The 13,306-nt window shown below is 69.1% G+C and carries 15 protein-coding genes and 2 tRNA genes; 7 read left to right on the plus strand and 10 right to left on the minus strand.

The genetic code is table 11. From position 1 onward, the window contains the following. Window positions 1-11 precede the first annotated feature (11 nt). Both WDJ58_RS04165 and WDJ58_RS04170 read right to left on the minus strand, forming a co-directional pair. Window positions 12-884, minus strand: coding sequence for an NAD-dependent epimerase/dehydratase family protein (locus WDJ58_RS04165; RefSeq protein ID WP_338916369.1), 873 nt, complete (start codon window positions 882-884; stop codon window positions 12-14). A gap of 50 nt (window positions 885-934) precedes the next feature. Then, a complete protein-coding gene (locus WDJ58_RS04170; RefSeq protein ID WP_338916370.1) occupies window positions 935-1,915 on the minus strand; it encodes an LLM class flavin-dependent oxidoreductase in 981 nt (326 codons plus the stop codon). Window positions 1,916-2,189: 274 nt separating this feature from the next. Between WDJ58_RS04170 and WDJ58_RS04175 the strand changes: the two genes are divergently transcribed. Continuing rightward, complete coding sequence (locus tag WDJ58_RS04175) at window positions 2,190-2,510, plus strand: DUF5789 family protein (RefSeq protein ID WP_338916371.1); 321 nt, start codon at window positions 2,190-2,192, stop codon at window positions 2,508-2,510. An 88-nt stretch (window positions 2,511-2,598) separates the two neighbouring features. Here WDJ58_RS04175 and WDJ58_RS04180 read toward each other — a convergent pair whose 3' ends face one another. The 3 genes from WDJ58_RS04180 to WDJ58_RS04190 form a co-directional block, all read right to left on the minus strand. Further along, window positions 2,599-2,991: a pyridoxamine 5'-phosphate oxidase family protein gene (locus tag WDJ58_RS04180; RefSeq protein ID WP_338916372.1), complete on the minus strand. Its 393-nt coding sequence runs from the start codon at window positions 2,989-2,991 to the stop codon at window positions 2,599-2,601. An 87-nt stretch (window positions 2,992-3,078) separates the two neighbouring features. Next, complete coding sequence (locus WDJ58_RS04185; protein ID WP_338916373.1) at window positions 3,079-3,828, minus strand: polysaccharide deacetylase family protein; 750 nt, start codon at window positions 3,826-3,828, stop codon at window positions 3,079-3,081. A gap of 216 nt (window positions 3,829-4,044) precedes the next feature. Further along, window positions 4,045-4,154: transfer RNA gene (locus tag WDJ58_RS04190), tRNA-Ile, on the minus strand. A gap of 148 nt (window positions 4,155-4,302) precedes the next feature. Here WDJ58_RS04190 and WDJ58_RS04195 point away from each other — a divergent pair. The 4 genes from WDJ58_RS04195 (at window position 4,303) to WDJ58_RS04210 (ending at window position 6,940) form a co-directional block, all read left to right on the plus strand. Continuing rightward, window positions 4,303-4,701, plus strand: a complete 399-nt coding sequence (locus WDJ58_RS04195) for a DsrE family protein (protein ID WP_338916374.1) — start codon at window positions 4,303-4,305, stop codon at window positions 4,699-4,701. Window positions 4,702-4,758: 57 nt separating this feature from the next. Beyond that, window positions 4,759-5,007 carry a sulfurtransferase TusA family protein gene (locus WDJ58_RS04200; RefSeq protein ID WP_338916375.1) on the plus strand — a complete coding sequence of 83 codons (249 nt, stop codon included), beginning with the start codon at window positions 4,759-4,761 and terminating at the stop codon, window positions 5,005-5,007. Between the two features lie 70 nt (window positions 5,008-5,077). Next, entirely contained in the window at window positions 5,078-6,223 is a 1,146-nt protein-coding gene (locus WDJ58_RS04205) for an NAD(P)/FAD-dependent oxidoreductase (protein WP_338916376.1), read from the plus strand. A gap of 9 nt (window positions 6,224-6,232) precedes the next feature. Continuing rightward, on the plus strand, window positions 6,233-6,940 hold the full coding sequence (locus WDJ58_RS04210) for a DUF1641 domain-containing protein (protein ID WP_338916377.1): 708 nt from the start codon (window positions 6,233-6,235) through the stop codon (window positions 6,938-6,940). Window positions 6,941-7,055: 115 nt separating this feature from the next. Here WDJ58_RS04210 and WDJ58_RS04215 read toward each other — a convergent pair. Continuing rightward, window positions 7,056-7,128, minus strand: a tRNA-Asn gene (locus WDJ58_RS04215). Between the two features lie 115 nt (window positions 7,129-7,243). On the opposite strand from WDJ58_RS04215, the gene cca reads away from it, so the two are divergent. Further along, entirely contained in the window at window positions 7,244-8,608 is a 1,365-nt protein-coding gene (gene cca, locus WDJ58_RS04220) for a CCA tRNA nucleotidyltransferase (protein ID WP_338916378.1), read from the plus strand. 68 nt (window positions 8,609-8,676) lie between these two features. After that, the gene (locus WDJ58_RS04225) at window positions 8,677-9,444 is read left to right on the plus strand and encodes a DICT sensory domain-containing protein (RefSeq protein WP_338916379.1); all 768 of its coding nucleotides are present in this window, start codon (window positions 8,677-8,679) and stop codon (window positions 9,442-9,444) included. 108 nt (window positions 9,445-9,552) lie between these two features. On the opposite strand, the gene WDJ58_RS04230 is transcribed toward WDJ58_RS04225, so the two are convergent. From WDJ58_RS04230 to WDJ58_RS04245, 4 genes are all read right to left on the minus strand, one after another. Continuing rightward, window positions 9,553-10,557 (minus strand): histone deacetylase family protein, encoded by a 1,005-nt coding sequence (locus WDJ58_RS04230; protein ID WP_338916380.1) that lies wholly within the window; start codon window positions 10,555-10,557, stop codon window positions 9,553-9,555. Continuing rightward, the gene (locus WDJ58_RS04235; protein WP_338916381.1) at window positions 10,557-11,000 is read right to left on the minus strand and encodes a histone; all 444 of its coding nucleotides are present in this window, start codon (window positions 10,998-11,000) and stop codon (window positions 10,557-10,559) included. The genes WDJ58_RS04230 and WDJ58_RS04235 overlap by 1 nt, the downstream gene beginning before the upstream one ends. Window positions 11,001-11,038: 38 nt before the next feature. Next, complete coding sequence (locus tag WDJ58_RS04240) at window positions 11,039-12,541, minus strand: single-stranded DNA binding protein (RefSeq protein ID WP_338916382.1); 1,503 nt, start codon at window positions 12,539-12,541, stop codon at window positions 11,039-11,041. Window positions 12,542-12,640: 99 nt separating this feature from the next. Further along, window positions 12,641-13,291, minus strand: a complete 651-nt coding sequence (locus WDJ58_RS04245; protein WP_338916383.1) for a DUF7504 family protein — start codon at window positions 13,289-13,291, stop codon at window positions 12,641-12,643. Window positions 13,292-13,306 lie beyond the last annotated feature (15 nt).

Genomic DNA, 13,306 nt, shown 5'->3' on the forward strand with positions numbered 1-13,306 from the left:
TCGCGGCGTCCTCACTCCGGTGGGGCGTCCCACTCCGCGCCGTTGTCCTGCGGGCGGAACCCGAGGGTCGCCCGGCCGTGTTCTAAGTCCATCCAGCGCCCGTCGTTGTCGCTGACCGCCCAGAAGATGTCGAAGTCGACCGACTCGTCTTGCAGGCAGAGGTCGACGAGCTGCGTGAGGTCGCGGTGTGAGAGCCAGGTGCACTTCAGGCGGTCGGCGATGAGCTCGTAGTCCTCGTCGCCGCGCTCCCAGTAGCCCGCCTCGACGCCCTCCTCGGAGAGCCCGTAGGGGTGGTCGTGCTCGGCGTCGCGGACGCTCGTGATCCGGAGCGAGTAGAACCGCTCGGGGTACTCCCGCGTGGGCGTGGTGAACGCGGGGTGGGCCTCGGACATGGGGTTGACCGAGCCCTCGATGAACAACCGACCGAGCCCCTCGCCGAACACCTTCGAGAGCCCGTAGAACGAGTCGGGCCGCACCGGATCGGTGTGGTGGACCACGGGTCGCTCGAACTCCGGATCGTACAGTTCGGGCGCGAGGTCGTTCTCGAACAGCCCGACGGTGTGGATCGAGGAGGCGAACAGGAAGTCCTCCACGCCCGCGTCAGCGGCCGCCTCCAGCACGTTGTACGTCCCGACGAAGTTCACGTTCAGCACCTCGTCCCAGTCGGAGGCGACGTCGACGACGGCGGCGAGGTGGATCACCGCGTCCTGGTCCTCGAAGTGCGGGCGGATGTCGTCGTAGTCGGTGACGTCCGCGACCACCGTCTCGTGTTCGGGGTGCTCCTCGACGTCGAGCCAGGTGAACTCGTACTCCTCCCGGTCGCCGAGTTCGTTCGCGATCGCGCTCCCTACCGTTCCGTTCGCGCCGGTCACGAGGATTCGCATTAGCGGCCCGTCTCTCGGTCCCCCGAAATACCTTCTGGAGCGGGCGGTACCTACGAGTCGACGGCGACGGCCTCGTCGAACCGCCGGAGCTGCTCGCGTTGCTGTGGGGTCGTGAACCGGACAGCCATCGTCTCGACGCCGGCCTCCGCGTACTCCTCGAGCCGCGCGGCGACCTCCGCGGGCGGGCCGAACACCCCCTTCGCCAGCACCTCCTCGTCGGAGAGCCGCCCCCACGCCGGGTAGTACCGGTCGTAGAAGTCACGGGCCTGCTCGATCGCCGCGTCCTCGTCCTCGTCGATCACGACGTCGAGGTAGATGGCGGGGTCGAGCGCCGCCGGGTCCCGCCCCGCCTCCTCCAGTAACCCGCGGATGGCCGAGAGCGAGGTCTCGTAGCCCGCCGGCGAGACGTTGATGGGGAGCCACCCGTCGCCGTGCTCGACCAGCCGGTCGCGTATCGGCCCCGGGAACCCCTCAGTCGGGTCGAACGCCGCCGTCGGGATGTATATCGGGGGTTTTCCAACCGGACCGAACCCGATCGAGGCGTCTTCGAGCTCGCAGAACCGCCCGTTGAAGTCGACGGCCTCGCCCGACCAGAGCGCCGTGACGACCTCCAGTAGCTCCGAGAGACGGGGCCCGCGCTCCTCGAAGGGGACGCCGAGGTTCGCGTACTCGGCCTCGACATCGGGGCCGATGCCGACGCCGATACCGAACCTGAACCGACCGCCGGAGAGCTGATCGAGCGTGGCCGTGAGGTGTGCGACGTGGACCGGGTCGCGCAGCGGCGGCAGGTAGACGGCGGTCCCGAGGCCGATCGCGTCGGTGGCCGTCGCGACCGCCGAGAGCGTCGAGAGCGGTTCGAGCCGGGGCTTGGCGAGGACGCTGTCGCCCACCCAGACCGACCCGAATCCCATCGTCTCGGCCCGCTCGGCCAGCCCGACGATATCGGACCGTGCCTTCGCCGCGAGCGTCTCCTCGTCCGCACTCGACAGCACGATCCCTCGCGTCGGGAGCAGGTAACCGTAGTCGGGCATACCCACCGTTCAACCCGCTGTGGTAATAACCTGCACCGGAGGACCGCGACCGCCCTCCCGGGGCCGAACGCGCTTCGATACCCCGTCGACCGGTATCGAACGGGTCGTCCGTGACGGTAATACGGCGTCGACGAGGAATGCGTCGCCACGAAACGGGGGCGGTCGCACGGCATCGTGCGGGGCATCGGCTTCGGCCCGCCCGCTCCCGACGGTCGCTTCCGTCCCCTTCCTTCGCAAGGCGCACGTTCTTCTGACAGGAACGATGACTAGCGATATGGCAGGAGACGAAACCGACCGCGAGGAGGGCGTGGACTTCGCCGGCCTGGAGCCAGTGTTCGAGGAGATCGACTACCCCATCACGAAGGAGGAGTTCGTGGACCGGTACGGGGATCGCTCGATAGAGCGAACGAACGCCGAGCCGGTCACTGTTCGGGAGCTGTACGCGGACATGGGCGAGGAGACGCTCGAGTCGACGGAGGCCGTCCGGCAGAGCATCCTCAACTACATGCCCCGGGACTCGGTCGGCCGCGCGCGGTACTCGGACCGCGGCGGTCCCACGCCGGCCGAGCGGGCGAGGTCCGAGGACTCGCTGTAGGCCGCCGGCCGTCGCTCACGGACCCCGAGCGGCGTCCGGAGGCGAACGGGTCCGTTCGACCGTCTCCCGACCGAAACGGGCGGTCGGGCTACCGCGTGATGACCCTGTCGGGTCGGATCTTCAGGACGATCCGGTTCGTCCGGTCGTGCAGGTACTCCTCGTTGCCGCGGTAGCGCCGTTCGAGCGAGTCGATGTGCTCCGCGGCCCCTTCCTCGGTCATCTCGTCGACCTCGCCGATCACCGACAGCGCCCGGTAGGGGTCGTCCGGGTCGGTCATGCTCATCCCGACCCTGGGATCGTTCTCCACGTTCACGTGCTTCTGTCGACCCTTCGCGGTGTTGACGAGCACCCGGTTTGCCTCGGCGTCGTAGTCGATCCACACCGGCGTCACGTGTGGGAACCCGTCGGGCGTGAGCGTCGCGACGTGGGCGAACGTCCTCCTCTCGAACAGGTCCCGGAACTCCTCGGGTATCTCCGGCATGGGGGGTGGTCGGTCGGCCCGCACAAGTAGGTTCGCCGCCCGCGAGCGTTCGCATCCCTCGCCTGGGTGGCGGGGGACGTCGTCCCCTCACTCGACCCGGAGCGGGCGCATCGCGTCGTTGATCATCCCTACGCTTTCCCGCCCATCCGCCTCGAACAGTGTCCCGACCGAGGCGGGGGTCGTGTCGGCCACCCACTCCTCGAACTCGGAGTGCGCGTCGTAGTACTCGAGCATGTTCGGGTGGAAGAGGAGCGCGGCCCCCGGTCGCGTCTGCTCGCGGATCCGGTCGAACGTCTCCGAGGGGTCGGCCCCTTCGTTGAGCAGTATCAGGTCGTAGGGGTGTACCGGTTCGAGGAAGTCGATACCCGGGGGGACCTCCGCCCCGGTCCGCCCGAGGACCCACGCCATGTCGAGTTCCTCGACCGCCCGCAGCGTGGCGGCGTTCACCTCCTGGCGGGGGGCGATGAACCCCCGCGGGGTCACGCCGGCGGCGTCCTCGATGGCGTCGAGACCGCGCGCGAGGTTCTCGTGAGCGATGTCGTAGTCGACGTCGTCACAGGCCACGTGACGGTACCCGTGGAGGACGATCTCGTGGCCGGCGTCGTCGAGCGACTCGATCGTCCCGGCGTAGCGCTCGGCGTCCCGACCGAGAAAGGAGAAGCTGCTCGTCGCGCCCGCGTCGAGGAGCGTATCCGAGAGCGCCTCGTAGTCCTCGTGTTCGTACTCCCCGAGGTTGTGGAACGACCGGGCCCGGAGCAGTCGCTCGGAGCCGCCGCGAGCGATCACGTCGAAGTAGGTCTTGACCTCGCGCCGCCTGAGTTCGGAGACCTCCTGCATCGGCGACCCTCGGATGCACTCCCGTAAAACCGTTTGGCCGTCGGCCCCCGGTGGCCGGTCGGCGAACCGTGGCGCGGGCCGGGACCCCCGGATCGCTTGTCGCAGAAACGATGAGCCCTGCCGGATTCGAACCGAATCGAGACTCGCTACGCTCGTGGCAGGGTTCGAACCGGCGGGCGTACCGGAACACCGCTCGCTATCGCTCGCGGGTTCCTATGGGCCCTGCCGGATTCGAACCAGCGACCACTCGGTGTCCCACAGCCCCCGGCACGCCGCCGAGACGCTGATATGAGCCGAGCGCTCTAACCGGACTGAGCTAAGGGCCCTCCCGTCAGCCAGTTTCACCCGCCTCCTAATTAGCTTGCCGGGTGTCGTCTACCAGCCGCCCCCGGCTCCAGCCGTGTGTTCTCACGATCTTGGAATTACCGAACAATACTATATCCAGCGTGTCCATCCCTCGGACGTGAACGCACCATGCTAGGATACGCGATCGTACTCGCATCGGGAAAGCTAGAGCGGCTCCAGGCCGTCTCCAACATCGCCTCCATCGCGGCAGCCTCGGACGTCCCGGTCGACGTGTTCGCCACGATGGACGGTCTCGAGGCGTTCGACCGCGACGTCGTCGCCGGGATGGACTTCGAGATGGGGCCCGTCGGCCGCGCGATGCTGGAGGCCGAGCACATGGACATGGCGCTGTTCAGCGAGAACCTCGCTCGCGCGAAGGAACTCGGGCCGATCAGCGTCTACGCCTGTGAGCTCTCGATGGACGCACTCGGGAAGACTCTCGACGACTACGAGGACGTCTTCGACGACGTGCTCGGTGTCTCGGGGTTCCTGGGCCACGCCGAGGACAAGCAGGTGATGTTCGTCTGACCCACCGGGTCGGATGGTACCGCAACCGAACACCGCGACCGACACCAGCACACGACAATGAGTGAAGCGATACAACCCGACGTCACGATCGACTCCCGCGGCGCGACCTGCCCCGGTCCCCTGATGGACCTCATCGGGAAGGTGAAGAAGGCCGACGCGGGCACCGTCTTCGAGCTCCAGACGACCGACAGCTCGTCCAGCCACGACGTCCCCGAGTGGGTCGAGAAGGCCGGCCACGAACTGCTCGGCGTCGACGAACACGAGGAGGAGGGCTACTGGAGCGTCTTCGTCGAGAAGACCGCATAGGCGGTCAGAGCCCGCTGGAGCACCGCATCCCCCGGACGGGTGAACCACACAGTTCAACCCAAATCCAACCATGACAGAACGGATCGTCATCGTCGGCGGCGGCACCGGCGGCACGGTGCTCGCCAACCGGCTCACCGACGACCTCGCGGCGGAGATCGACGCCGGCGAGGTCGAGGTGGTGCTGGTGAACGACACGCCAGAACAGACGTACAAACCGGCGTTCCTCTACATCGCCTTCGGCGAGAAGGAGCTCGCGGAGGCCCGCCGGCCGATCGCGGACCTGGTCGACACCGAGCACCTCCGGTTCAGAGTCGACCGCGTCACCGGGATCGACACGGACGCGAAGCGACTCACGTTCGAGAGCGGATCCGGACTCGCCTACGACCAACTCGTCCTCGCGACGGGGGCGAACCTGGTCCCCGAAGAGGTGCCCGGACTCGTCGAGGGCGGACACCACTTCTACGGTCCCGAGGGGGCCGAGGCGCTTCGCGACGCGCTCGCCGACTTCGAGGAGGGCCACCTCGTCCTCTCGGTGATCGGCGTCCCGCACATGTGTCCCGCCGCACCGGTCGAGTTCGTCCTGATGGCCGACGCCTGGTTCCGCGAGCGCGGCCTGCGCGACCAGGTAGAGATAACGTACACCTACCCCATCCAGCGGGCCCACGGCATCCAGTCGGTCGCCGACTGGGCGACCGACCTCTTCGCGGAGCGGGACATCGGCCTGGAGACGTTCTTCAACCCCGAGGAGATCGACCCCGAGGCGAAGGTCATCGAGACGATGGAGAGCGAGTCGTTCGAGTACGACCTCCTCGTCGCCATCCCGCCGCACGCGGGCAGCGACCTCGTCGCCGACGCGGGGCTCGGTGAAGACGGCTGGGTCGCCGTCGACAAGCACACGCTCGAATCGAGCGAGGCCGAGGACGTCTACGCCATCGGCGACGTCGCGGACGTCCCCACCTCGAAGGCGGGGAGCGTCGCCCACTACGAAGCCGGGACGGTCGCCGAGCGCATCGCCGCCCGGGTTCGAGGCAGGGTCCCGACCGCGACGTTCGACGGCAAGACCATCTGCTTCATCGAGAGCGGGATGGACGAGGCGACGTTCGTCGAGTTCGGCTACGGCGACCAGCCGATCGTCCGCGAACCGTCGAAACTGCTCCACTGGGGCAAGCTCGCGTACAACGAGTCCTACTGGCTGACTGCCAGGGGGCTCCTCTGAGGTGACGGGATGAGCGATCAGCACACGGAGACCGAGACGGAGACGGAAGGTGCGACGGACGCCGAGGCGTCGACCGGGGCGAACGAGCGCGGCGAGGACATCCGAGCCGGCGAGGCACGCGAGGCGCTCGAGACCGCCGTCGCCGAACACCCCGAGGAGATCGTCGCGTTCGTCGAACGGCTCGGGCTCGTGAACGAACTGCTCGACACCACCGCGCTCGCCACCGCGGCGCTGGACGACGAGATGGTGGCCCGCATTGCGGGGACCTCCTCGCTGCTCGTCGAGTCCGCGGATGGACTCGCCACGCCCGAGACCGCCCGGCTGGCCGCGAGCGTCGGCGAGAACGCCGAGGACCTCGAAGGTGCCCTCGAGACGCTCGTCCGACTCGAACGCACGGGGACGCTCGCCGAACTCGCCGAGCTGGCCGACGCCGCCACGCTCCTCACCGCGGCGCTGGACGACGAGATGGTGGCTCGGCTCGCTCGGACGGGCAGTTCACTCGGCGAGGTGGCCGACACCGCTGCCGAACCGGAGACCGCTCGCGGTATCCAGCGGCTCCTCGGTGCGGTGGGCGAGGCCGGCGACGAACCACCCGAGGCGGTCGGTGCGGTCGGACTCGTCCGGGCGCTCCGGGATCCAGAGGTGAAGCGTGGGATGGGCTTCCTCGTCGCGCTCGCCCGCGGACTGGGAAGGGTCGAGGAGGAAGGGATGGGCTGAGGGCAGTCTCGATCAGTACGGCCCCCCACGGCTCCACTCGCGGCTCGTCGGCTCGAACCACGTCGGAAACGTCGTTCGTGGATGAACCCGCTCGCAGGAGACGTATCCAACCGAACGCCGCCTCCAGGGCTCGAACCTGGGACCACCTCGTTAACAGCGAGGTGCTCTACCAACTGAGCTAAGGCGGCTCGCACTCCCTCGTAGTCGGATTGATTTCATAGGAGTTTCGCTTTCGCGTCGGCGTGGTACTGCGACACGGCACTTACCGACACCCTTTCGGCCGGCACCGGCGAACGGCCGGTGATGAACGACGGCCCGGGAGGGATCGCTGCGGTTGTCGAGGCGGTCCGCGAGCGGGTGACGCCCGACGCGGCCGAGCGCGAGCGGATGCGCGAGGTCGCCGACGAACTCCAGTCCCGGGCCGAGCGCGCCGTCGCCGACCTCCCCGTCGACGCCGACGTCGTCCGGGTCGGCTCCACCGCGAGGGGAACCTGGCTGGCGGGCGACCGCGACGTCGACCTGTTCGTGCGGTTCCCCGCGGACCTCCCCCGTACCGACCTGGTGCGCTACGGGCTCGCCGTCGGCCACGAGGTCCTCCCCGACGGCCACGAGGAGTACGCCGAGCACCCCTACGTCAAGGGCGAGTACCGGGGGTTCGACGTCGACTGCGTGCCGTGTCACGACGTCGAGAGCGCCGCGGAGATCCGGTCGGCCGTCGACCGAACGCCGTTCCACAACGCCTACCTGGCCGAGCGGCTCGACGAGCCGCTTCGCGCGAGTGTCCGTGTCGCCAAGGCGTTCCTGAAGGCTCACCGGGCCTACGGTGCGAACCTCCGCACACGGGGGTTCGCGGGCTACCTCGTCGAACTCCTCGTGGTCGAACACGGTGGGTTCACGGAACTCGTTGAGGCGGCCGCGGACTGGTCTCCCCCCGTCCGGTTCGACCCCGCCGGCCACGGCACCCGGGAGTTCGACGACCCGCTCGTCGTCGTCGACCCGACCGATCCCGGCCGGAACGTCGCGGCCGCTCTCTCGGCTACCAACCTCGCCCGCTTCCAGCACTACTCGCGTGAACTGCTCGCGGATCCCCGGGCGTCGCTGTTCGAACCCCGCGACCCCGATCCGCTCTCGGCTGCCGGGGTCCGCGAGGCGGTCGCCGACCGCGCGACGACGCCCGTCGCGGTGCGGTTCGAGGCCCCGGATATCGTCGACGACCAGCTCTACCCGCAGCTCGACCGCTCGCTCTCGGGTCTCCGCGAGGAACTGGACCGGCGCGGGTTCGATCCCGTCCGTGCCACCCGGTTCGCGGACGAAACGGCGGTCCTGCTCGTCGAGTGTGCGATCGGCGACCGGCCCCGTATCGAGCGCCACGAAGGTCCACCTGTGGGCGTCAGGGCGCACGCCGAGGGGTTCTACGCGAAGTACGAGGACGACCCCGACGTCTACGGTCCGTTCGTCGAGGACGGCCGGTACGTCGTCGAGCGGCGACGGGAGTTCCGCACGCCCGTGGCGCTCTGTGAGTCGGGGACGCTGTTCGACGTCTCGCTCGGTCCGCACGTCTCCGGGGCGCTCGAATCCGGCTACGAGGTCCACGCCGGTCCCGGGATCTCGGCGCTCGCCGACGAGTTCGGGGTCGACCTCGCGCGGTACTTCGATCCCCGACCATGACGTGTCAGATTACTAACTTCACGAAACGGGAGTCGTGTTTATACCTGTACTCGTCGGATCCGTGACTCGTGTCGTTCGCGATCGATGGACTGCGGACGTTCATCGAACGGGCCGAGGCGGCCGATACGGTCGACCGCTCGCTTCTCGTCGTCAACCGGACGGAGCCCGCCCCGGTGATGGACCTGTTCGGCGCGGCTTTCGACCGACAGACGGTGGACGTCGTAGAGGAGCACATCGAGGACGCCGAGGACGACGTCGTCCTCCTGGTCGAGGACGGGGAGGTCGTCGCCTCCTCGTCGCTCCAGTCGATCATGCGGGCGTTCCTGATGGTCAACGTCGACCTCTACCGGACCGGGACGAGCGGCATCGACAAGCACGGGCCACCGGCCGTCCTGACCGAACTCGACGACACCGTGTTTACCCTCCGCGGATTCCCCGACTCGGCCAAGGAGAAGCTCCTGCTCGTCCTCGTCTCCCGGTACATCGAACGGCAGGCGCTCCGGGCCGGCACCGGGCGGCTCCGGTCGGCGTTCCAGTGGCTCTCCCGCGTCGACGACGAACTCGGGACACGAAAGGTGTACGAGCGGCTGTGTGGGTCGGGCGTCGACGTCCACCTCTACGGGGTCCCGGACGTCACGTTACCCGCGTCGGTCGACGCGACGGTCCACGGCGACCGGAACGCCGCGTACCGACGGTCCTGGTTCGTCGTGTTCACCTCGCCGGACGAGAACGCGGCGATGGTCTCTATCCGCCGTGACGGCGAGTGGTGGGGGACGTGGACGCACAACCGGAAGCGGGTGGCCGCCATCGACGAGCACATCGGACGGGCGTTCTGAAGCTCGGTCGGTAGTCCCGCGTCTCCCGGCCACTGACCGGGCTCCCGGGGCCGTGAGCACCGGCCGGGAGCCCCCGTCTCCGATCCCTGCGGTCGGCGACCGGGGCGTTCAGAGCTCGTGCGCCTCCCGAACGTCCTCGACGACGGACGTCGCCCGCTCGGAGGGTTCGCCGTCGGGCTCGACGGGTTCGCGGCCGTCGAACACCTCGTGGACCATCGCGACGCTCTCGGCGAGGGCGTCTAGCCCGTAGCCGCCCTCGAGGACGAACGCGAGCGCCGCGTCCGTCCCCTCGGTGAGCGAGCGCATCCGGTCGGTGAGAACGCCGTACCCCTCGGAGGTGACCCGCATCCGCGAGATGGGGTCGTGCTCGTGTGCGTCGAACCCCGCCGAGACGATCAGGAGGTCGGGGTCGAACCGCTCGATCGCGGGGACGACCGCGTCCTCGACGACCGCGAGGTACTCCTCGTCGCCACATCCCCCCGGTAGTGGGACGTTCAGGTTCGTCCGCTCGGCGTCCGCCGTGCCGGTCTCATCTACCTCGCCGGTCCCGGGGTAGAGTCCGCGTTCGTGGATCGAGCTGTAGTGGACGTCCGGCCAGTCGTAGGTGATGTCCTGGGTCCCGTTGCCGTGGTGGACGTCCCAGTCGAGGATCGCGACGCCGTCGACCGCCTCCCGATCGAGCGCGGCGTCGGCGGCGACGGCGGCGTTGTTGAAGAAGCAAAAGCCCATCGCGTCGTCGTAGACGGCGTGGTGTCCCGGCGGTCGTCCGATCGAGAACGGGGTGTCACGCCCTTCGAACCCGTCGAGGGCGGCCTCGGCCGCCCAGACCGCGAGGCCCGCCGACGCCCGCGCGGCCTCCCACGTCGACTCCGTGCCGAGGGTGTCCGCGTCCCAGGTCCCGCCGCCGTTCTCGCAGAACGTCTCGACCGACGCGACGTACTCGGGGTCGTGGACGCGTCCGAGCCGCTCGACGTCGGCGAGGTCGCCGGAGTCGTACTCGACGCCGTGGAGGCGCGAGAGCCGTCGACGGATGGCCTCGAGCCGGTCGGCCGACTCGGGGTGTCGGGGACCGGTCTCGTGGTCGAGGCAGGCCTCGCGGTAGCCGAACCTCATCACTCGAAGTACGGTTGCAGCTCGTAGTACGCCTCGACGTCCTCGGCCTTGACGGTGCGACGGTCGGCGTGTCGTGCGAGGGTGGCCGCCGCCGCGGCCACCCGGTCGGCGTACGCCTCGAGGACGCCCGCGAGCGCCACCCGGGCGTCCATCGAGACGCGATAGCTGTCGTCGATATCGAGCCGGGCGATGCGGTCGACCGGCGCGATCGGGAGTTCGAGGTCGGCGCTGTCGGCCTCGGCCCCCTCGCCGGTGAAGTCCCCGTCCATCAGCGTCTTGCGCCCGTCCTCGGTCGCCCGATCGGCCGCTTCGACGGCGAGTTCGGCCCCGTAGTTCTGGATCCGACGGGCGAGTTCGGCCGCCGCCTCGGCGCTGACACGCAGGTCGCCGGCGTTCCGTCGGATGATGGTGTCGACCGGGGCGAACGGCAGCTCGACGCTCATAGCGTGTTCCGGGGTCGTTTAGCGCATAAAACCGTCGGTCACGGGAGTTCGACGTCCTCGGCCTCGATCCGGTCGCCGTCGCGCCGCCCCCGGACCGTCACCTCCTGTCCGAGTTCGACCGTTACCTCCGTCTCGACGATCCGCGTCTCCTCGCCGTCGTCGAGCATCACCGGGTCCCCCGTCTGGACGACCGTCCCGGTGAACGCCTCGACGCCGCCGCTCTCCTCCCCCTCGGGCTTCGCTTCGAGTTCGGCACCGGCGGCCTCACTACCGCTCCCGCTCTCGGAACTGCCGTCACCGCCGGCGAACGCGTCGAGCCCCGTCTCGGCGCTGCTCGCCCCGCCCCCGTCGGATCCGCCCTCGCTCCCCGATCCGCCGCCCCCGTGCTGGTTCCCTGACCCACCCTCCGCCCCATCCCGCTCGGGCGGCTTCGCGGTCGTCCCGTCGAGCTTGACGATAGTCGATCGGAACCCCGCCGACGCCTCGATATCGTCCTGCCAGCCGTCCTGTATCTCCACGTCCGCGAGGAACACCTCGTCGCCCGGACCGAGGTCGCGGTCGGCCTTCTCCCCCCACAGCGCCACGCGGACGTCGCCCGTCTCGTCGGTGACGCGGACGTTCCTGACCTGCCCCTCGCTGCCGTCGTCGCGGTCGAACGTCCGTTTGGGATCCGCTGATCGGATCACCCCCGCGATATCGACCGTCTGACCGATCTCCAGGCTCCCGATGTCGGTCGCCTCGGGGACGAACGTGACGGCCTCGTCGATCTCCTCGACGGCCCCCCGCGAGCCGACGTGGAGTTCGAGGTTCCCCTCGCGCTCGCGGACGTAGCCGTCGACGACCTCGACGGTCGTCCCCGGGTCGAGCTCCTCCGCGCGGTCGGCCCGTTCGTCCCACATCGTCACGCGCACGCGCCCCGTCTCGTCGCCCAGCGTCAGGTTCGAGACGCGACCCTCGCTGCCGTCGTCCCGGGAGAACGTCCGCACCGAGCCGGTGTCGAGAACGACCCCCCGGAGGTTCACGTCCGACTGGCCGAGCGAGAGCGACTCGACCGTCGACCCCTCCGCGAGATCGACGTCGATCTCGGTCTCCTCGTCGCCCTCGACGCGGTTCGCCGAGACCTCGAGGCCGTTGTACCCGTCCTTCGGCCGGCCGGCGACCCGGAGCACCATCCCCGTCTCCAGCTCCTCCTCGGCGGCGGCGGCGTCCTCGTCCCAGAGCGCCACCCGTACGCGACCGGTCTCGTCGGCGAGTTCGAGGTTGAGCACCTGGCCCTCCCCGTCCTCGCCGTCGCGCTCGAACGTCCGGAGCTCGCCCACCGAGAGGACCTTCCCCACGAACCGGACCTCCTCCATCCCGGCCTCGATATCCGCGATGGTCTCGACCTCACCGTCCTGCAGGTCGTGGACGATGAGCTGGGCCGCCGTCTCCTCGTCGGCCAGCCCGCCCATCTGCTCGACCTTGGCCTCGACCGCCTCGCGGAACTCCTCCAGCGAGACGTCCGCGTCGAGGTCCTCGTAGATGTCTTCGATGACCCCCATAGTTAGCGATAGGTGGTGGCCCCCGTGGTTAATCGTTGTCGTGTCGGCACGGGCTCGATGGTCGCCCCATCGCCCAAGAATCTGCGGGATTGGGGAGCGCTACCGCGACGTGATCCGCCACTCGCCGTCCTCGTAGCGGGCGACTGCGTCGAAGACCGAGGCGAGCGTCGTCACCGTCTGCTCGTCGTGTGCGTCCGGGTCCATGTGGTAGTGTCCGATCGCCCCCGCGCTCTTCACCCGGTTGACCATCACGTGGAGGAAGCGGAACGTCCGCTTGAGGTCGACGTACTGCAGGAGCACCGTCAGCGAATCGAGCGTGACCAGCGTCAGCCCGGAGTACTCCTCCCCCCGTTCGAGGTGGCTCCCGATGGTGATACCGAGTCCGGTCAGATCGTCCGGTGACTCCACGACACTGACGGTGCTCCCCGCGTCGTCACCGCCGTAGTTCGTCCCACCGCCGTCGGCCGCCGCCGCGCCCCGCCTCCCGTCGCCGACGCTGACGACCGTCGTCCTGCCCGGGGACTCCCCAACGTGTTCGCGCCACTCGTCGAGCCACCCGTCCGGCCCGTGCGTGTACTGGACGGCGAGGACGTTCAGGCTCGCCGGATCGGCGGGGAGGAGGCTCCGGTAGTAAGATCCGCGCGCTTCGGGGTCCATGCTATCGGAGAGAACGAGCACGTTCGAAGCTCCACCGAGCGGGCTCGCGGTCCGCTCTCTACTCCCCCCATCGAGCACGGCCCCCGACTGCATTGGTGACTGTTTCGA

The organism is Salinirubellus litoreus (assembly GCF_037335815.1).
Taxonomy (GTDB): Archaea; Halobacteriota; Halobacteria; order Halobacteriales; family Haloarculaceae; genus Salinirubellus; species Salinirubellus litoreus.